Source organism: Streptomyces sp. NPDC039462 (assembly GCF_055639375.1).
Genome location: NZ_JBVKAO010000003.1, coordinates 1011112 through 1028225, shown reverse-complemented (window position 1 = coordinate 1028225; position 17114 = coordinate 1011112). Strand labels below are relative to the sequence as shown.

Genomic DNA, 17114 nt, shown 5'->3' with positions numbered 1-17114 from the left:
GTGAACGGTGTTCAATATAGTGGGGTCCATGAGCACACCGTCAAGCCCAGGCAGGGGCCGGCCCGCCCGGCTCAACCAGGCCCGCACCGTCCGGACCGCCCTCGACCTGCTGAACGAGTCCGGGCTCGACGCGCTGACCATGCGCCGGCTCGCCGATGCGATGGGTGTCCAGGCCGGTGCGCTGTACCGCTACTTCGCGACCAAACAGGACCTGCTCACCGCCATGGCCGAGCACATGGTCGGCGGCGTCGCCGACGCCACCGGCCCGGCCTGGGACGGCGACTGGAGAGAGGGAGTGGCGTGCCTGGCCCGAGCACTGCGCACAGCCCTGCTCGCCCATCGCGACGGCGCCCGCGTCTACGCCGGTACGCACTCGACCGGCCCTAACACCCTGGGCTTCGCCGACCGCCTCATCGGGGTGCTGCGTGCGGCGGGCTTCAGCGACGGTGAGGCGGCGCGGGCGCTCTACACGGTGTCCCACTTCACCGTCGGCCACACCCTGGAGGAACAGGCCGCCCTCCGGCCGGAGGACGGGGGGCCCACCAACGCGGGGGCCCTGCACGAGGCGGTGGTGGAGGCAGGGACGTATCCACACCTTGCCGCCACCCTGCCGGTGCTCACCAGTACGGACTTCACGGCACACTTCGAGTTCGGGCTGCGGCTGCTCCTGGACGGACTGCGTGCCGTCCGGCAATGAGCCCGGTGACGGATCTCCCCGCCGCGGTCTCCCTGCGGGGCGTGAGCGTCGGGGCCGGCAGCAGCGAAGCCGCCCGCGAGCGGCCACTTCCCGGCCTGCTCGCGCGCCTACTCGCGCGCCTGCCCGAAGCAGAACGCGACGAGATCATCCACACCGAGTCCTTCACCCGGCTCACCCCCGGCCCCGCACCCGGTGCCCCTCACCGGCTCGTCGCCTGACCGACCGCTGTTCCCATGGTTCCGCCCGCATCGGAGACGAGATGACCGCCACGCCCTCCCCTGACGCGCCGTCCAGCACGATGATGACCAACGAGGAGTACGGGGCCCTACGTGCCTCGACCGCCTTGTGGGCCGGTACGTCCGTGCTGATCACTGATCAGCGCGGCCGGGTCCTGATCCAGCACGTCGACTACCGCACGACCTGCCTCCTGCCGGGCGGCGCCGTCGACGCGAACGAGTCCCCGGCCCAGGGCGCCGCGCGGGAACTACTGGAGGAGCTCGGCGTCACCATGACCGTCGACCGAGGGCTCGCCGTCGACTGGGTCAGCGCCGACAGCCTCAACGCGCCCGCCATCCAGTACGGGCACATGCGTACCGCCCTGGATGCCCGCACCTCCACCGGCTACGGCAGCCGCGAGCGCAGGGGCTTTCACGGGGAACTCGACGTCGAGACCGCCCTCGCCGCCGCGGCCACGGCTGCGCGACGCAGCGGCGGCCGGCGAGAAGATCTCCGGAGCGGCAGCGCGGCGTGCGATCGTCGGAGCGGCCTCGATCCCGAGCTTCGAAGGTGCCCTGACCACTCCGAAAGCCGCCGCGAAGTTCCTTGCGCGGGACGGTCTCGTGCTCTTCGACAACCCGGACGCCTTCCTCATCTGCGCGTTCAAGCGCGACACTGCCCTGTGCGATCCGGACCCCGGAGCGACGGCGCCGAATCAGTTCGCCTGCCAACTCGGCTGCGGCAACGCGATCCGGACCGACAGCCACGCCCAGGCCGCGCGGGAGCACGCTGATCGGCTCGATGCGAGGGCAGCCCTCACGCCCCAGCCCTTGGGTGACCGGCTGCGCCTGACCGCCGGCTGCTTCCGCACTCTCGCCGAGACCCACGACGCCACCGCCCAGACCGCTGAGGAGGCCCTCGCATGACCCCACAGCCCCGGCCCGACGACGAGCGGACCCGCATCCGTGAGGCCATAAACCGACTCCTCACCGGGCAGCCGAGACCTCCGACGGCAGTCTCACCGTCAAGGCCCTGGCAGCCGAGGCCGGCGTCCACCGCATGGCCCTCTACCAGCGGCACGCGGCCCTGAAGAACGAGTTCGACGAACGCGTCCGCACGGAGACCAAGCAGATCCCGGAAACGGAGAAGCAGCTGCGGGGGACCGTCAGTAAGCTCAAAGAGACCGTCGCGAATCAGCGAGCCGAGCTGGAAGAGCTCCGCCATCTGGTGACCAACCTGACCCTCGCCAGCGCCGTCCTCACCCTGACGCCGGATGCGCCGGCGGAGCCCGCCCCCGCACCGGACAACGTCATCCCGTTCCGTCCGCCCACCACCTGAGCCGACGGCCATGCTCAGCCGTCCGCGACTCGAACAGACGGCTGAGCACACCTACCCGTACGCGATGGCGCACGGCGGAGTCGTATGCGACTGGGGACGTTCGCTGGCGCTTGCCCCCTCCTCGAGGAGGGGGCAAGGTCGTCTCAGGCGGCGATGCCGAGTTCGGTGCGGGTGCGGTGGATGAACTCGCGGACGGCCGGCTCGCGCCGCCAGGGGGCGAGGGCGGTGTTGAACTCGCGGACGTAGTCCTTGGCCCGGCTCGACTGAACACGGGCGAGGATGTCGACGGACCGGTTGCCCAGTTCGAGGCCGTGGTCGAGATCGCGAGCCTGGAGGTGGGCGGTCCCCACGATCGCGAGCCGCATCCCGACCGAGCGGGTGAACACCCCGGACGGCATGGCGGCGGCCCGCTGGTTCCAGGCCAGCGACGCCTTGGGGTTCTTCAGGTCGCGGAAGACCTCGGCGGCGTCCGCGGACAGCCTCGCGTGGTGGTAGAAGTCGATCCAGGCCGGCTCGTCGCCGCTGGTCTGGTCGGCCTGGCTGATGAGGTCCTCGGACGCGGCCAGGGCCCGTGAAGCGGCCCTGGCGTAGTTCTCGCGGGCGTGGGCCCGGGCCTCGATGAGCTTGGTGAACGCCAGGACACGCGGGGCAGCCTGGCCCTTCGCCCGCTCGAAGGCGCCCTGGGCCATATCGACGGCCTCGGAGGGAAAGCCCCTCAGCAGCGACTGCATCGCCATCGTGGTCAGGACATAGCAGCCGAGCTGGACGTCCCCGCCCGCGCGGGCCAGGCGGAGGGCCTGGATGAAGTGCCGCTGGGCGACGTCGTGCTGGCCGACATCGAAGGCGGTCCACCCGGCCAGCCGTGACAACTCCGAGGTGACGGAGAACAGGTCCCGGCCGACGTCGTCGGTGAAGGAGCCCCGCAGGAGCGGGGCGGCCCGTTCCTGGAGGCAGACGGTGACGGAGTTGGCCTTCCAGTTCCCGCCGCCGTATTTGGAGTCCCAGCGGCGGGCGTCGTCGGCCGCATCGCGGAGTTCTTCCAGGTCGGCCCGGCCGACCTGCTTGCCGCCGGCGAGGTCGGCGGCCTCGTCGGCGGGGGTGACCAGCCAGCGGGTCACGGGGGTGGTGAACGCGGACACGGCGAAGCCGGATCCGGTCAGGAAGTCGCGGCGGTTCACGAAACTCCAGAACGATGTGGCCACTCGGACCGCATCAGCACGGTCCCGGGGGAAATCCAACCCCACATCGGCGTCCGGTGTCTCCGCATCGCCCATACCGATTTCAGACAGAGACACGGGCCGCCCGAGCCGTTCGGCGAGGGCTTGGGCGAGGAACGTGGGCACCGGCCACTTGGGGGTCATGCCCCGCTGGCACCAATTCGCGAGCGAGGTATGCGAGTAGTCCGTTTCCATCCCCGCGTGCTTGGCGAGCTGGTTGACCCGCAGGGCCAGGGACTTGTGGCTCGCGCCGCAGGTCTCGATGAGCCGGGCCAGGTCCGCGTTCGGCGGACGCTTCCGACGGCTGGTCGATGCCACCCGATTCCCCTTTTCCACCAGGTCAGCAACAGGGCTGCTGACGAGGAAACGCCATGGGGCCGGGCTGCGTCGACTGGGCATTTTCAGTCGTACGCATTCCGGCTGGGCACGGGAGACCGGTCCGGCTTCCCGCGTCTTGAGGCACTGAGGGTATTGCCCTGCGGCCCCAGCGTGAACCTGCTTCGCGAGTTGTGAGCCCCCCTGCGAGCCCTCCCCGCGGCACGGGCCGAACGGTGTGATGAGGGCACAGGCCGCCGCCGGGACGCCAGGAAGGGGCTCCCGGCGGAGGCCGCCGCCAGGCACCACGACTTCACGCTCGGGGGTGAACCAGATGTGCGGAATTGCAGGACTGGCCGGAGGCGACGCCGTCCGGCACGAGAAGACGGTGGCCGCGATGGGTGCCTCGCAGCACTACCGCGGCCCGGACGGCACCATGCACGCCGCCAGCAGCGACCGCCGGGCGGTGCTGGCCATGAACACGCTGCTGATCGTCGACCCGCAGGCCATGCCCGGCCCCTACCTCGACAGGGCCACCGGGCTGCTGCTGGCCTTCAACGGGGAGATCTACAACTGGCGGCAGCAGGCCGCCGCCTGGGGCATCGAGGTCCGCGAGCGGGAGTCGGACGCCCACTTCCTGCTGCGGGCCTGGGCCAAGATCGGCCCGTCCTGCCTGGACGGCCTGGATGGCATGTTTGCCCTGGCCGTCTATGACCCCAGGGGCGCGAAGCTGTCCCTGGCCCGCGACCGGCTCGGCGAGAAGCCGCTCTACTGGCGCCTGGACGGCGGCCGGCTCGCGTTCGCCTCCGAGGTGACCACGCTGACCGGCTACGGGCCGGCCCCGCTGGTCTTACGGCCGGAGGTCACCGCGATCGAGACCCCGACCGGCGTCGACACCCCGTTCCAGGGCATCCAGCTGCTGGCCCCGGCCACGCTGCTGTCCTTCGACGTCACCACCGGCTCGATCGATCAGATGACCTGGTGGCACCTGGAGGACCGGGCCCCGTTCACGGGCACCTACGAAGAAGCTCTGGCCAGGTTCTCCACGATCCTGGCCGAGCAGATCCCGCTCAGGGCCCCGGCCTGCGACTTCTCCCTCCTCCTCTCCGGCGGCCTGGACTCGGCGGTCCTCGCCTACCTGATGCGGCCCCCGGTCTGCATCACCGTCCGCTACCCGGGCCAGGACCGCCTCGACGAGTCCTCCACGGCCGCGGTCATCGCGCGGGACATCAAGGCCGAGCTGGTCGTGGTCGAGCCCGACCACGTCGACTTCACGACTGCGCTGCCGCACATGATGCGGGCCCTGGACTACCCCATGGGCAACGCCTCCACCTTCTCGGAGCACATGGCCTACCGGAAGATCTCCGACCTCGGCCTGCGGGTCGCGATCGGCGGTCTCGGACCGGACGAGTTCCTGATGGGCTACGTCCGCCAGGCCCTGGTCCTCTTCGGCCCCGACGCCGTCCTGAAGTCCGGCCTGGAGGCATACCGGCCGCTGGCCGCCAAGCTCATGCACGCCGCCGGCGAACCCCTCGGCCCGGCAGAAGCGGTCACCCGACTGATCCTGCGGGGCCCGGACCCCGACGGCCGTCTCCGTGATCTCGTCGCGGACGCGATGGCCCGCGCGGGCGGGGACCTGGCCCGCAGCCTGACGCTGGCGGACCTGGCGACGGCCTGGAGGCCGCTGGTGATGACCAGCGACAAGCTCGCCTCCGCCTACGCACTCGAACGCCGATCCCCCTACCTCGCCCGCGACCTGGTCGAGTTCTCCTACCGGCTGCCCGTCGACTACAAGATCACCAACCCGGCCCAGGGCAAGCGGATCCTGCGGGACGCCGCCAAGGCCCTCGGCCTGCCGAAGGAGGTCTGGGACAGCCGGGACAAGCTCGGCTTCGCCTCCCCGGTCCCCTCCTGGCTCAACGGCAACCTCGCCACCTGGGCCGACACCCAGATCCGCATGGCCCTCACCGACGCCCCACCCGCGTTCCGCCCTCTCCTCGAAGGGGGGTTGAAGGCCGGTGGACGCTTCGACCGGACCCGCATGCAGGCCCTCATGGCAGCCGCCTGGTTTTCGGACCAGACGGTGAGGGCAGCCGCATGATCCCCAACTCGGTTATTACGGTGAGGGGATGCACTCGAAGACCACCACCGAGGAGCCGGCCGCCGCCCGCGGAGCCGTTGCGATCATCACCAACCGCCGCGGCGAACTCCTCCTCCACCTCCGCGACGACATCCCCGCCATCGCCTGGCCCGGCCACTGGAGCCTGCTGGGAGGCGGCTGCGACCCCGGCGAGGCTCCGGCCGCCGCGATCGTCCGCGAACTCGACGAAGAAGCCGGCCTCACCGCCGAATCGCTGACCGAGCTGTTCGAGACCCGCGACGAGCACGGCTCCGGGCAGATCATCACCTTCTTCGCCGCCACCTGGGACGGCGACGAGACCCGCCTCCCGCTCTCCGAGGGCGTCAAGCTCCAGTTCTTCGCCCCCGAGCACATCGACATGCTCACGATCCCCCCGTTCATCCGGGACGGGATCCACCGCCATCTGGCCGCCAGGCCCTCCTGATCACCCTACCCTTCTGGGCGGGGCAAGGGTGGGGCCGCCCGCGGCGGCCCCACCCGAAGGGACACCCCGCTCATGAAGATGACCGTCATCGGATGCGGCTACCTCGGCGCCACCCACGCGGCCTGCATGGCCGAGCTCGGCCACGACGTCCTGGGCATGGACAGCGACATCGACAAGGTCGCCATCCTGAACTCCGGCCGGGCCCCGTTCTTCGAACGCGACCTCGATGACCTCCTCGCCAAACACACCGCGACCGGCCGGCTCCGCTTCACCGCCTCCTACGGCGAGGCCGCCGACTTCGCCGACCTGCACTTCATCGGGGTCGGCACCCCGCAGCAGCCCGGCACCGACGCCTACGACCTCACCCACCTCTTCGACGCCGTCACCAAGCTGGCACCCGGCCTGACAACCCCGGCCGTCATCGCGGTCAAATCCACCGTCCCGGTCGGCACCGCACCCCGCGTCGCCGGACTCCTCCGGGACATGGCTCCGGCCGGGGACCTCATCGAAGTGGCCTGGAACCCGGAGTTCCTCCGCGAGTCCTTCGCGGTCGATGACACCCTCCGCCCGGACCGGCTCGTCCTCGGCTTCAACTCCGACCACTCCTGGGCCGAGGCCCTGCTGCGGCAGGCATTCGCCAAGATCATCGAGTCGGGGACGCCGACCCTCGTCACCGACTGGGCCACCGCCGAGCTCGCCAAGGGCGCCGCGAACTCCTTCCTCGCCACCAAGATCTCCTTCATCAACGCGATGGCCGAGGTCTGCGAGAAGTCCGGCGCCAACGTCGCCGAACTCGCGAACATCCTCGGCCATGACCACCGCATTGGCCGCCACGGCATGCAGCCCGGCCTCGGCTTCGGCGGCGGCTGCCTACCCAAGGACCTCGGCGGCTTCATCACCCGCGCGGACGAACTCGACGCCGGCGAGGCCGTCGGCATCCTCCGCGAAGCCGCCATGGTCAACGCCCGTCGCCGCCAGCGCGTCATCGACCTCGCCCGCGAGGAACTCGGGCCCGACCTGCGCAGCAAGCGGATCACCGTCTGGGGCGCCGCGTTCAAGCCCGAGACCGACGACATCCGCGACTCGCCCGCCCTCGCCGTCGCCCAGGCCCTCCACGACCTCGGCGCCACCGTCACCGTCACCGACCCCAAGGCCCTGGACAACGCCCGCAAGCTCCACCCCGAACTCGACTACGTCGAAGACCCCATCGCCGCCGTCGATGACGCGGACCTGCTGCTGAACCTCACCGAGTGGCACCAGTTCTCCAACATCGACCCCAAGAGGCTCGCCACCCGAACCAACAGCCCCAAGGTCATCGACGCCCGCGGCACCCTCAACACCGACCAGTGGCGTGAAGCCGGCTGGATGACCCGAGCCCTCGGACGCCCATGAGCCGCGATTTCGTCACCCGGCCGCGTGACGCCTCCGCAATCGGCGCACGCGGCCGGGGGCCACGCCCGAGCCGTCAACAGCGTCCTGGCGATCACGGAAACGATGGCACACCGATCGGCTCAACTTGCCTATCGCGCTCGGGAGATCACCTGATGAACGCCACCGCAGCCGCCGATGCCCAGGGAGCTGAAGCAGCCCAGGAACGTACCGGCGGCTGCCTGTGCGGCCGGATCCGCTTCACCACCGAAGGTCCCGCAGCGTTCCCTCACACATGTGCATGCAGGGATTGCCAAAAGCTGGGCGGCACCCCAGTGATGTGGTGGGTGGGCTTCGCGACGGTCTCCTGGACCGGCGAGGGTGGCGAGCCGACCTGGTACGAGACCTTCCCCGGTGAGGCGAAGCGCGGCTTCTGCCCCACCTGCGGCAGCCGCGTCGCGGCGATCGACAGCGACGTCCCGGAGATCGGCATCAACGTCACTGCCCTCGACGACACCAGCGGCCCAGACCTCGTGCCGATCCACGCGTCCTTCCGCGACAACGCCGTGCACTGGCTGCCCCCGGTGCCGGAAACCGAGCACAACGCGGCCGGTTGACCGTCTGCCCTCGGCTCGGCCACGTCACCTGCGGCCTCGAAGGCCCCGGTCGGCGCCGCGGACGCAGGCCGCCCCTGCTGCTTCCCCCAGGTCAGATAGGACTGTCAGTGGCTGCTGTCACGATGTGATCGCACTGCGTCACACCTTCTGGAGGAACGGGGCATCCCTTGGGCAAGGCATCACGTCGTCGCCCTCAGCATCAGCAGGGACAGGGGCGCCCCTTGGCACCGACCTTCTGCGACGTCGACTTCGATCGCGGCTCTCGTGCTCACGGACGCGGGGTTGCCCCCGCGCCGCCAGAGGGCTGGGTGATCGGCCGGGCCGGGCTCGTCCATGCCGAATGGAGCGGGGCCGAACTCCGCTTCACGGGACAAGAACTGATCGAAGGACCCCGCCCTGCCAGCCTCCTGATCAACGCTCTGCACGGAAAGCAGCTAGTCATCGGCCACGGCATCCTCACCGCCGATTTTCGCGCGGCCGCCATGGTCACCGACGTCCCAGACTCCCTGCTCAAGCGGACCGTCGACACGCTCGCTTTCGCTCATCGCACTCGCGGCAAGCGCTACCCCACCGGCTGCGGTCTGGCCGCGCTGGCGAAGGCGAACCTCCGCGATCCGCGCGCCAAGCCGAGCCAGCCGTCTTCCGCCCCGGGCTTCGGCCGGGCGGAGGCATGCACGGCATGTCTCCCGAGCGGGGCGACAACGACCCGCGCGAGGACGCGCTGACCGTTGCCCGCCTCTGGCAGACCATGGTCACCACGCGGGCACTCTCCTGGGGAGCAGGAAATCCCTCCTGGACTCACTACGACGGCGACACCCGCCCTGGCACGCCCGCCGGCGCCGCCGCCTTGGCGGACGAGAACATCGCCGAGCTCACCGGACAGCTACGGCAGATCGAAGCCGTCGAATGGGCGCAGCGAGTCCGTTTCGAAGGCCGCGTCATGCGGCCCACCAGCACCGACTCAGTGGCCGCCATGCTGGCCCTCCACTCCGCCAAGGACCTTCCCGCACCTCAGCAGGTCCGAGAGCTCGCAGACGCCCTCCAAGAAGCCGGAGAGATCCCGCCGGACCATCTGGACAGCGAGGATCTCCTCACCGCCGTCCAGTGCCTCGGCCCCCGCCAGAACATCGACGTCCGCGAACGCATCCCCAACGGCAAGAAGCTCACCAAACTGCTCAGGGAAAACCTCGCCATCTATCTCTGGGAAGTCACCCATCCGGAGTGGATGAAGATGTTCTGGGAGACCCACAAACTCGCCAGGACCACTTCCATCGGTGAACTTCGCCTGTCACACCTCAAGCTCGAGCAACGCAAGATCCGGGGACGCGTGCTCAACGTCTTCGATTAGGAAGCTGCACGGCCGGAATTCCTGCGAACTAATACGGCTCTGCCCTACTTTGGCGAGATGAGTCAGCTGTGCCAGCGAGCAGGGCCGCTCCCCGAGTGGCGCGGTGGTAGGTCACCCAGAGGCTACCTTCGGCGCGACCCTGAACCCTGAACACAAGGACTTGACAGGGAATTATGCTCATGTGTCCATGAGGCGCGGGTCTCCGGCGGGCCGCGGTGAAAGCGCAGCCGAGGCGCGTCCATGCATGGCTCGCTTGAGCGTTTTCACCCAATTCACGTGCCCTTCGACGACGCCGGAACTCCACGGCAGCGTGAGGAGCCAACTCGAAGGCGAGCGACCGCTGCCCGCTCTGCTGTCCCGCTCCTCAGTCACTGTGCCATGGCCACCGCCGACGCGCATAGCCTCCCCATGACCTGGTGCGCGGCTGCCCAGCCTCCGGCACTTCGCCCAACACCTCGAACGCGACCTCGACGCCGTGACCACCGGCCTCACGCTGCCCTGAAACTCCGGCGTCATGGGCAGGAAGCGGCGGCGACACTACGCATCCACTTTTCCGCCTCCGAGCCACGCCAATGCCGCTTGGCCAGCCCGGTTCGCGCCGTGGGCAGGTGCCTGCTCAGTTCCGGACGAACAGCCGGGCCGCTCCGGAGACGAGGGCGAGGGCGAGCATTCCCGCGAGCATCCCGACGCCGATGATCATGAAGACCGCGAAGAGCCGCATGCTGAGGTCGTCCGAGCGTGGGCGATGGGCTGCCACAGGAGCGGGACAGTGAGGAGCAGAGCCCTCTTACTGTTTCTAACAAAAGCTGTTGATCATGTGACTCTTGACGTGTCCGCTCGTTGGTCTGGTTGTGGCGAACCGTCAGTCGCGGCCGTGGATCGTGTCGGATTAACTGTGGTCGCTGATCGAGCCGTTGCTGCCGAAGCCAGGTCCGAAGAAGGTTGAGGGCAGACCGAGGGTGCCGGACCGGCAAGCGTTGTGCGGGATCCTCTTCGTCCTGCACACCGGCATCCAGTGGGCGTACCTGCCCCAGGAACTCGGCTTCGGCTCGGGCATGACCTGCTGGCGGCGCCCGAAGGCCTGGAACGAGGCTGGCGTCTGGGACCAGCTCCACCAGCTGCTGCTGGAGGAACTGCGGTCGAAGGACCAGCTGGACTGGGAACCGGCGGTGATCGACTCCTCGCACGTGCGGGCCGCCCGACGGGGCCCAAAAGCGGGCCCAGCCCTGTCGACCGCGCACGGCCGGGCGGCAAGCACCACCTCATCGTCGACGGACAGGGCATCCCGCTCGCCGTGTCACTGACCGGCGCAAACCGCAACGACATCACCCAACTTCTGCCCCTGCTCGACAAGATCCCGGACGTCGCAGGCCGGATCGGCAGACCCCGCCGACGCCCCGACGCACTCCTGGCCGACCGCGGCTACGACCACGACCAGTACCGCCGCCTGCTCTGACAACGAGGCATTCGCCCCGTGATCGCACGGCGGGGCGAGCCACGCGGCACCGGCCTGGGCACCTTCCGCTACGTCGTCGAGCGCACCATCGCCTGGTTCCACGGCTTCCGACGCCTACGCATCCGCTGGGAACGACGCCACGACATCCACGAGGCCTATTTCGGACTGGCCGTCCGCGTGATCACCTACCGCCACGTCCAATGGCTTTGTTAGTGCCTCTTAGGCGGGAACACGAGCCGGGGTGGCGGCCCTTCCCGACGCTGCTGGAGCTCGCGGCCGGCACCACTGAGGGAGACGAGTATCCCCAGGGACAGCGGCAGCCACCGCTTCATGAGAGCGTCGACGCTGACCAGCTGCGTCCCTTCTCCCCGTCGTTATCAAGTTCCGGTCGAGCGTAGCCGGCCAGACAGCACCGGCCGAGCAGGTCGCCCGCACTCACCAAGAGCCCTCCCTAGATTCGTACGCCACTTCACCCTCGACGCGCCCTCGACGGGACGTGTGAACGGGCTACCTGGCGCTGAGGGCGACGGCCTGCACGAGAGCATCGACCTGGTGCAGGGTCGCGGGGGCGAGCCCCGTGCTCCTACCGGCCTCCCGGATCACCTGCTTGCCGAACTCGCGAGCAGGGGCGACAGGGAGGATGCGGTGCCCGAGCGCAGAGCGGGAACCGACCATCCACCGGTAGAACTCATCGGCACGGCGGCGCAGCTCCCAGACGTCGCTTCCGTCGGCGGATTCCATCAGAGTTGTGGAGTGCTGCACGATTCCGGACCGTACGGCGCACACGCGCCTGATCGAGGAGATGGCCCCTTCGCCATCGCGGCGGCGCAGCCGAGGTAGAGCAGTCCGGTACGTACCAGAGCGCTTCCCGGTCTATCACCGCCCACACGGCGGCACCGAGCGCGGTACAGGAGCCGAGGGCCGCAGGCACTGCCAGACCCCAGGCCGCGAACGCGAAGCGGCGGTGGGGGCGGGAGGCGTGCATCCAGGCCGGAACCGACGGTTCGTCCTGCACGGTCTCACTCATGAGGACGACGGTACCGCGAGGCGCTGACAGCCCGGTCATCGCGACGTATCGGGTCGGTCGACCTGCTTCAGCGGTCGGTCCGCGTACGGGTAGAGCGGCGTCTGCCGCGCGAGCTCTGGCATCTGGTCGAGGCGAGCGGACACACATGGTCCGCGGTAGTGCCACCGGGCCCAGTCGAGGGCAGCCCGCTTCGTCTGCTCGCGCCGGAGGAGGCCGAGGTCGGGGTGCCAGACCACCCAGTCCAGATGTCCGTCCCGGTGTGAGCGCCACATCATGAACAGCGTGAGCGCGATCGCGGCGCTCAGCCCGGCCCATGGCAGGGCGAGAAGGGCGGCTGCCTCGCGGAGGTCAGGAGGCTGGGCCCAGAGCAGCAGCAGGGACAGGACGGGAGTCACCGCCCAGGCGACCCAGTACGCGTAAGCGCCGTGCATGACCCGCCGGTTCACCACCACGGCACCGATCAGTGCGCCCGCCGCGGCCAGTATCGGCCACCGATGGCCCGAGCCGGCCGCGAGGACGACGCATACCGCGGCGGCGCCGGTTAGCCCGGCCGCCGTCGTACGGTCCTGCCGCCTACGAGCGTCGGCGGTGTTGGTCGGCATGGTCGAGGTCCTCAGCAGAAGGGAGAGCGGGGGCTGCCGCTGAAGTGCCGCACCAGCGGGTCGAAGACCTGGTGGCGTACCGCGTGCTCGGCTGCTTCGCACTCTACGGGGTGGTCGAGGCCGGGCAAGTCGTCCGGCCCGAGCTGCAGAACGGCCGCCCACTCGATGCAGTCGGGGCAACCCGGCGTCCGGGGTGGGTTCAGCCGGTGCACGACGATCTGGTGCTTCTTCCACTGCATCTCGGCTTCGTACACCCCCCGTACCGCCTCGCCGGAGTCCACGGCCCCGGTGTAGGCGTCGACCCACGTGGTCATCAGGGCGCGGCCGTCGAGGCAGCACGGCGTGGGCAAGCCCGGGATGGTGAGTGGGGAGGGCGCGAGGGCGTTGTCCGGCATAGGGCAGACCGTACCGGGCGGACGCTCGCGCAGAACAGGGAACGAACCTTCCGGACGTCCGCGCAGTTGGCTGACTCCCGTATCCGTGCACCCATGCACTGCTGTCGTGGCACCCGCGTGACCAGCAGCGTTTTTCCAAATTCGCGGCAGCGGCACACGGGAGCTGGAAGAAGCGGAAAACACGGTGGATGATGTCGAGGGCTTGCGGATCGAGGTCTACCGCAGGTTTCAGTTGACGGGCCTTCCCCTCGCTGATCTCCCCTCGGCCCGGCCAGCTCTCCCGCCGGCGGCGCAGTGGACGTGGTGGAGTCCCGCGAGCTGGGGGCCGTCATCGTTGGGTGGGCGTGCAGCCCGGAGTTGCTGAAGTAGGCCGCCGACGCCACCGACCGCAGGCACTCCGCCCCATCGGGCCCGCGTGCGAGGTATCGAGACCATGCCCGACATGGGGCCCCGTCCCGGGGCCGAATTCCTCGCAGCCGCCGGCGGAGACCAGACAGCGTTTGGCACCCTGGACCCGCTGACGGGATTCGCTGGTCTGACCCCGGTACCGCGTGATTCCGGGCGCGTCTGTGACAACCTGCACCGGCCCCGCCACTACCACCGCGGCCTGCTGCGGGCCTGCTACCTCGCTGCGATGGCCAGCCTCCGCTGGGAGAAGCCAGCCGAGCCCGGTCGGCTCTCCCCCGCCCGGGTCCGCCGGGGGTTCAGGAACCTGCGCACGAATCTGCCTTGCCCGACGCGTGCACCCAAACCCAGCCGGCAGGGCCCTGGTAGGCCACTCGACTCGAAGAACCGGCACCCTGCCGTCCGCTACGACATGGGCAAGACCAGCAGAGGCCCTGAAAGCATCACAGAACGCGATCAGCTAAAAGGCGGATCACGACTTCAAAATGGAACGGCCAGCCCCGCCTCGCGCAATCGAAGCAGTGCCATGCCCATGCACTCAGCGACCGAGGCCCCCTCGGCCCTCATCCCACCGTCCAGCGGCCCACCAGAAGCGGCAAACGTCCACGCTGGCTGACCGTCACGCATGCGCTCAGCGTCGACCCGGATCATGGCACCGGCCCCCTGTTCGCCAAGCCACTCCAGGATGGACAGCGTCACGTCCTCGACGCCGCTGTCCAGATCCACCTTGGGCCGTCGCCCCATCCCCTTGGCCATGACCACAACCCTACTCAGCATCCGATCAGGTCGCGTCACGCACTCTCGAGGCGGCTCAGACCATCTAGGACAAGTTCAAAAAGCTGTTGCGGCAGTCAGGCAACGGGCCTGCGCAGAATCACCACCGTCTCATCGTCGCGGCACAGCTCCCGATGTCCTCCTCGACATCACCCCCGGCAGCAGCGACGAGTGCGTCCGCGAGTGCCTGCGGGGCGTCACCGTGTTCCCGACACAGGGCCTCGGCGGCCTCCAGGTCCACCTGGTCTGAGATCCGGTCGCGGACGAGCAGCACCACGGGAACGTCGCCGGGGATCTCCAGCTGGCGGCACGTCATCTCCCTTGCCTGCGCCAGGCCGAGCCGCGACCAATTGTCCTGGGTCTCCGCGATCTCAACGGTGATGCCGCCGTTCCAGCGCAGCCACTGCCCCATGGTCTGGTCCGTGCTCCACTGGGTGAGCTTCTCACCGTCCCAGCCGTAGGCCCGGCAATCCCCTTCCCTGGCAAGTCCTTCTGTCCAACCCTCTGGAGGTCCTGGCCCCCAGTAGGGAATCGGGGGGCCCGCCGCCGATTCCCAAGGCTCTCGACCGCCCGCCCCGCAACCGGCCCTTTCAGACCTTCGGGCGTCAGGACCTTGGCCCTAACGTTGCCGCTCCATTCATCGCGGGGGCGGTTGCCGCCGTCGGCGACTTTGGAGTTGGGTGACCAGTGGCCCTGGCGGCGGATGGCCGCGGAGGAGGCCGTTGTCATCGGCGGTAGTGGCACCGGCGGCGCGCGGACCGTTCCCTGGACCCTGCGTCTTCACCGGTCATCGGTAAAGCCGTATTCGCGGCTCAGCCGCCCCATGTCCCACTCGACCTCGTGCGGCAGGCCCTCGGTCCAGGACAGAGTTCCGGGAAAGTCCGGGTCCTGGTCCGTCGCCTCCCACTCCTCATCGCCGGGTAACATCGCGATCCAGGGGCGCGTTGAGGCCAAGACGTTTCCGGTGAACTCCAGGACGCTGGCAAAAGAACTCCACAATTGGTCCTCGTCCCATGAGTGGCCCTGCACACGGTCCCACTCGCCTAGGCGACCCGTGCGCGGATCGGTGAGGAGCTGCAAGTTCCCGCCGATCTCCCCGACGGGTATGAACGGCCCCGTCTGCGGCTCAAATCTGCGGGCGTCCCTGGCCCACTCCGCGTACCTCTCGGCGATCTTGCCGCAGCTGTGCAGGGTCCACCCGATGGGGAGCACCGTGATCAGACCTGAGCCGTCATGCCGTAGTAGCGACTCCTCGACATCCGGCGGGAGCTGGACCCCGATTCGCTCATACAGCCTCTCCAGATCGGTCTCGGTGCACGCGCCGGGTAATGGCTCCTCATTCGGCGCGTGTTCGGCCAACCAGCGTTCGATCCTCTCCCACGACTGTTCAACCGACATGTGGTTGCTCCTCACTTTCGTCGACGCAGACTTGGGCTGATCGTGACGTCGCTGAACGGCAGATGCCAGAGCCAGCCGGTGGCGTCTCGCCTGTCAGGCAGTCGTTCCGGGGCACATGAAATCCAGCAGCCCCGTGTCGACCATGCCATCCGGTCGCACATACACAGGTTCACCCGCCCCCAGACCGATCCGGGCCACCGCCTCCGGCAGGTCCCGTACCCCCAGCACTCCCTCGGCTCGCAACGGTCCCCACCGCTCTGGATCCGGCACCCTCACCACTTGCCACGTAATCGCCGTCGTCGTGCCCTAAGAGGGCCTTTTACCCGTTGTTTCATCCCGTTCCGCGCGGTTGATGTGGTTCATGCTCCTCGCCAGGTTGGTTCGTGGGTGAGGCGGCGGGTCACGAGGGCGGTCATCGCGTTGTAGATCATGGCGGTGGAGCGGGTGGGGAGGGCTTCGTAGTCGCGGGCCAGGCGGCGGTGGTGCATGAGCCTGCCCAGGGTGCGTTCGGCTCCCACCTGCGGGGCAGGACTTTGAAGCCCTTGGTGCCGGGGGCTCGGAGGACGACTTCGAGGTCGACGCCGAGGTGGGCGGCGTGGTCGACGAGGTCCTCGCCGTAGCCGCGGTCGGCCCAGCCTTCGCGTAAACCGGGATGGTCGGCGGCGGAGCGGTTGAGGAGGCGTTCGCCTGCGACGGAGTCTTGGATGCTGGCGGCGGTGACCAGCACGGTGAGCATCAAGCCGGTGGTGTCGATGATGATGCTGCGCTTGCGGCCGACGATCCGTTTGCCCACGTCAGCGCCCTGTTTCACGGGCGGGAACGTTCGTCGAGGTCTTCACGCTCTGGGCGTCGATCACGAAGCCCGTCGGCTCCGCGTTGCGGCCCTCTTCCTCGCGGATCCGGCGCCTCAGCAGGGTTGTTCCAGTGCCGGGAGTCGTGCGGCGGGTAACGCCAGGGGATGCCAGTGCGGGCGACGTAGAGGATGGCGTCAAGCAGGTCACGCAGATCGTGCTGGGGCGGGGTGCCGATGTTGAGCCCGTGGCGGGCCTTGCCGTCCCGCCAGCTCGTCAACAGCGGTTCTACCAGGGCCCATCGGGCATCGGACAGGTCGCTGGGATACCGCCGCCGTTCTCTCATACCGCCAGGAGGCGGCAAGCGCGAGCGGGACGGCAGGGCGTGCGAGACCGGAGCTGAGACATTCGGCGTGAACCAGCTCCTGTTGGGATGAAACAAGAGCAGATGGGGCGCAAAAACGACTTCACTGTCTCCTCCGCCCCAACAGAACCACTGCCCCCTCCCGCTCCACCAATCACTCACCATTAAACGGTCTTAAGCGCCACAGAAGCGGGCTAAACGCCATCTCAGTGTGTGTTTGAG

The 17114-nt window shown here is 69.0% G+C and carries 16 protein-coding genes and 5 pseudogenes; 13 read left to right on the top strand and 8 right to left on the bottom strand.

The genetic code is table 11. The features are described 5' to 3' along the window. Positions 1 to 28: 28 nt before the first annotated feature. The 5 genes and pseudogenes from ACZ7LU_RS21945 to ACZ7LU_RS21925 all read left to right on the top strand — a co-directional run bounded on the left by ACZ7LU_RS21945 (position 29) and on the right by ACZ7LU_RS21925 (position 2251). Positions 29 to 697 carry a TetR/AcrR family transcriptional regulator gene (locus tag ACZ7LU_RS21945; RefSeq protein ID WP_471917693.1) on the top strand — a complete coding sequence of 223 codons (669 nt, stop codon included), beginning with the start codon at positions 29 to 31 and terminating at the stop codon, positions 695 to 697. A gap of 5 nt (positions 698 to 702) precedes the next feature. After that, on the top strand, positions 703 to 915 hold the full coding sequence (locus tag ACZ7LU_RS21940; RefSeq protein WP_471917692.1) for a hypothetical protein: 213 nt from the start codon (positions 703 to 705) through the stop codon (positions 913 to 915). 41 nt (positions 916 to 956) lie between these two features. Further along, a pseudogene (locus ACZ7LU_RS21935) lies at positions 957 to 1145 on the top strand (NUDIX hydrolase); the annotation flags it as partial. Between the two features lie 154 nt (positions 1146 to 1299). Beyond that, complete coding sequence (locus ACZ7LU_RS21930) at positions 1300 to 1839, top strand: hypothetical protein (RefSeq protein WP_471917797.1); 540 nt, start codon at positions 1300 to 1302, stop codon at positions 1837 to 1839. Continuing rightward, positions 1836 to 2251 (top strand): annotated as a pseudogene (locus ACZ7LU_RS21925) (hypothetical protein). Before ACZ7LU_RS21930 ends, ACZ7LU_RS21925 begins: the two are co-directional and overlap by 4 nt. A gap of 143 nt (positions 2252 to 2394) precedes the next feature. On the opposite strand, the gene ACZ7LU_RS21920 reads toward ACZ7LU_RS21925, so the two are convergent. Further along, positions 2395 to 3786 (bottom strand): sporulation protein, encoded by a 1392-nt coding sequence (locus ACZ7LU_RS21920; protein ID WP_471917691.1) that lies wholly within the window; start codon positions 3784 to 3786, stop codon positions 2395 to 2397. A 331-nt stretch (positions 3787 to 4117) separates the two neighbouring features. Between ACZ7LU_RS21920 and ACZ7LU_RS21915 the strand changes: the two genes are divergently transcribed. The 7 genes and pseudogenes from ACZ7LU_RS21915 (at position 4118) to ACZ7LU_RS21885 (ending at position 11349) form a co-directional block, all read left to right on the top strand. Then, positions 4118 to 5884, top strand: a complete 1767-nt coding sequence (locus ACZ7LU_RS21915; RefSeq protein WP_471917690.1) for an asparagine synthetase B family protein — start codon at positions 4118 to 4120, stop codon at positions 5882 to 5884. Positions 5885 to 5912: 28 nt separating this feature from the next. Next, positions 5913 to 6347, top strand: coding sequence for an NUDIX hydrolase (locus tag ACZ7LU_RS21910; protein ID WP_468308829.1), 435 nt, complete (start codon positions 5913 to 5915; stop codon positions 6345 to 6347). A 72-nt stretch (positions 6348 to 6419) separates the two neighbouring features. After that, entirely contained in the window at positions 6420 to 7739 is a 1320-nt protein-coding gene (locus ACZ7LU_RS21905; RefSeq protein WP_471917689.1) for a UDP-glucose dehydrogenase family protein, read from the top strand. Further along, positions 7736 to 8332 carry a GFA family protein gene (locus ACZ7LU_RS21900; RefSeq protein ID WP_471917688.1) on the top strand — a complete coding sequence of 199 codons (597 nt, stop codon included), beginning with the start codon at positions 7736 to 7738 and terminating at the stop codon, positions 8330 to 8332. Before ACZ7LU_RS21905 ends, ACZ7LU_RS21900 begins: the two co-directional genes overlap by 4 nt. A 221-nt stretch (positions 8333 to 8553) precedes the next feature. Then, positions 8554 to 9057: a hypothetical protein gene (locus ACZ7LU_RS21895; RefSeq protein ID WP_471917687.1), complete on the top strand. Its 504-nt coding sequence runs from the start codon at positions 8554 to 8556 to the stop codon at positions 9055 to 9057. Beyond that, complete coding sequence (locus tag ACZ7LU_RS21890) at positions 9012 to 9680, top strand: hypothetical protein (protein WP_471917686.1); 669 nt, start codon at positions 9012 to 9014, stop codon at positions 9678 to 9680. Before ACZ7LU_RS21895 ends, ACZ7LU_RS21890 begins: the two co-directional genes overlap by 46 nt. Positions 9681 to 10573: 893 nt before the next feature. Beyond that, positions 10574 to 11349: pseudogene (locus ACZ7LU_RS21885) on the top strand (IS5 family transposase). Between the two features lie 294 nt (positions 11350 to 11643). Here ACZ7LU_RS21885 and ACZ7LU_RS21880 read toward each other — a convergent pair. The 3 genes from ACZ7LU_RS21880 to ACZ7LU_RS21870 all read right to left on the bottom strand — a co-directional run bounded on the left by ACZ7LU_RS21880 (position 11644) and on the right by ACZ7LU_RS21870 (position 13160). Further along, positions 11644 to 11898, bottom strand: a complete 255-nt coding sequence (locus tag ACZ7LU_RS21880; RefSeq protein ID WP_471917685.1) for a PIN domain-containing protein — start codon at positions 11896 to 11898, stop codon at positions 11644 to 11646. Between the two features lie 300 nt (positions 11899 to 12198). Next, positions 12199 to 12765 (bottom strand): hypothetical protein, encoded by a 567-nt coding sequence (locus tag ACZ7LU_RS21875; protein WP_468308820.1) that lies wholly within the window; start codon positions 12763 to 12765, stop codon positions 12199 to 12201. Between the two features lie 11 nt (positions 12766 to 12776). Then, complete coding sequence (locus tag ACZ7LU_RS21870) at positions 12777 to 13160, bottom strand: hypothetical protein (protein WP_471917684.1); 384 nt, start codon at positions 13158 to 13160, stop codon at positions 12777 to 12779. Positions 13161 to 13584: 424 nt separating this feature from the next. Here ACZ7LU_RS21870 and ACZ7LU_RS21865 point away from each other — a divergent pair. Beyond that, positions 13585 to 13809: pseudogene (locus ACZ7LU_RS21865) on the top strand (transposase); the annotation flags it as partial. A gap of 236 nt (positions 13810 to 14045) precedes the next feature. Here the strand turns inward: ACZ7LU_RS21865 and ACZ7LU_RS21860 are convergent. The 4 genes and pseudogenes from ACZ7LU_RS21860 to ACZ7LU_RS21845 form a co-directional block, all read right to left on the bottom strand. Continuing rightward, positions 14046 to 14321 carry a hypothetical protein gene (locus tag ACZ7LU_RS21860; RefSeq protein WP_471917683.1) on the bottom strand — a complete coding sequence of 92 codons (276 nt, stop codon included), beginning with the start codon at positions 14319 to 14321 and terminating at the stop codon, positions 14046 to 14048. A 118-nt stretch (positions 14322 to 14439) separates the two neighbouring features. Next, positions 14440 to 14751, bottom strand: coding sequence for a hypothetical protein (locus ACZ7LU_RS21855; protein ID WP_471917682.1), 312 nt, complete (start codon positions 14749 to 14751; stop codon positions 14440 to 14442). Positions 14752 to 15119: 368 nt separating this feature from the next. Next, positions 15120 to 15737, bottom strand: a complete 618-nt coding sequence (locus ACZ7LU_RS21850) for an SMI1/KNR4 family protein (protein ID WP_471917681.1) — start codon at positions 15735 to 15737, stop codon at positions 15120 to 15122. A 359-nt stretch (positions 15738 to 16096) separates the two neighbouring features. After that, positions 16097 to 16874: pseudogene (locus ACZ7LU_RS21845) on the bottom strand (IS5 family transposase). Positions 16875 to 17114 lie beyond the last annotated feature (240 nt).

Excerpts from the sequence above, each read along its gene's own strand:
- ACZ7LU_RS21900 (WP_471917688.1), top strand. The coding sequence starts at position 7,736 with ATGAGCCGCGATTTCGTCACCCGGCCGCGTGACGCCTCCGCAATCGGC.
- ACZ7LU_RS21870 (WP_471917684.1), bottom strand. The coding sequence starts at position 13,160 with ATGCCGGACAACGCCCTCGCGCCCTCCCCACTCACCATCCCGGGCTTG.
- ACZ7LU_RS21945 (WP_471917693.1), top strand. The coding sequence starts at position 29 with ATGAGCACACCGTCAAGCCCAGGCAGGGGCCGGCCCGCCCGGCTCAAC.
- ACZ7LU_RS21855 (WP_471917682.1), bottom strand. The coding sequence starts at position 14,751 with ATGGGGCAGTGGCTGCGCTGGAACGGCGGCATCACCGTTGAGATCGCG.
- ACZ7LU_RS21860 (WP_471917683.1), bottom strand. The coding sequence starts at position 14,321 with ATGGCCAAGGGGATGGGGCGACGGCCCAAGGTGGATCTGGACAGCGGC.
- ACZ7LU_RS21890 (WP_471917686.1), top strand. The coding sequence starts at position 9,012 with ATGTCTCCCGAGCGGGGCGACAACGACCCGCGCGAGGACGCGCTGACC.
- ACZ7LU_RS21875 (WP_468308820.1), bottom strand. The coding sequence starts at position 12,765 with ATGCCGACCAACACCGCCGACGCTCGTAGGCGGCAGGACCGTACGACG.
- ACZ7LU_RS21930 (WP_471917797.1), top strand. The coding sequence starts at position 1,300 with ATGCCCGCACCTCCACCGGCTACGGCAGCCGCGAGCGCAGGGGCTTTC.
- ACZ7LU_RS21910 (WP_468308829.1), top strand. The coding sequence starts at position 5,913 with ATGCACTCGAAGACCACCACCGAGGAGCCGGCCGCCGCCCGCGGAGCC.
- ACZ7LU_RS21915 (WP_471917690.1), top strand. The coding sequence starts at position 4,118 with ATGTGCGGAATTGCAGGACTGGCCGGAGGCGACGCCGTCCGGCACGAG.
- ACZ7LU_RS21905 (WP_471917689.1), top strand. The coding sequence starts at position 6,420 with ATGAAGATGACCGTCATCGGATGCGGCTACCTCGGCGCCACCCACGCG.
- ACZ7LU_RS21850 (WP_471917681.1), bottom strand. The coding sequence starts at position 15,737 with ATGTCGGTTGAACAGTCGTGGGAGAGGATCGAACGCTGGTTGGCCGAA.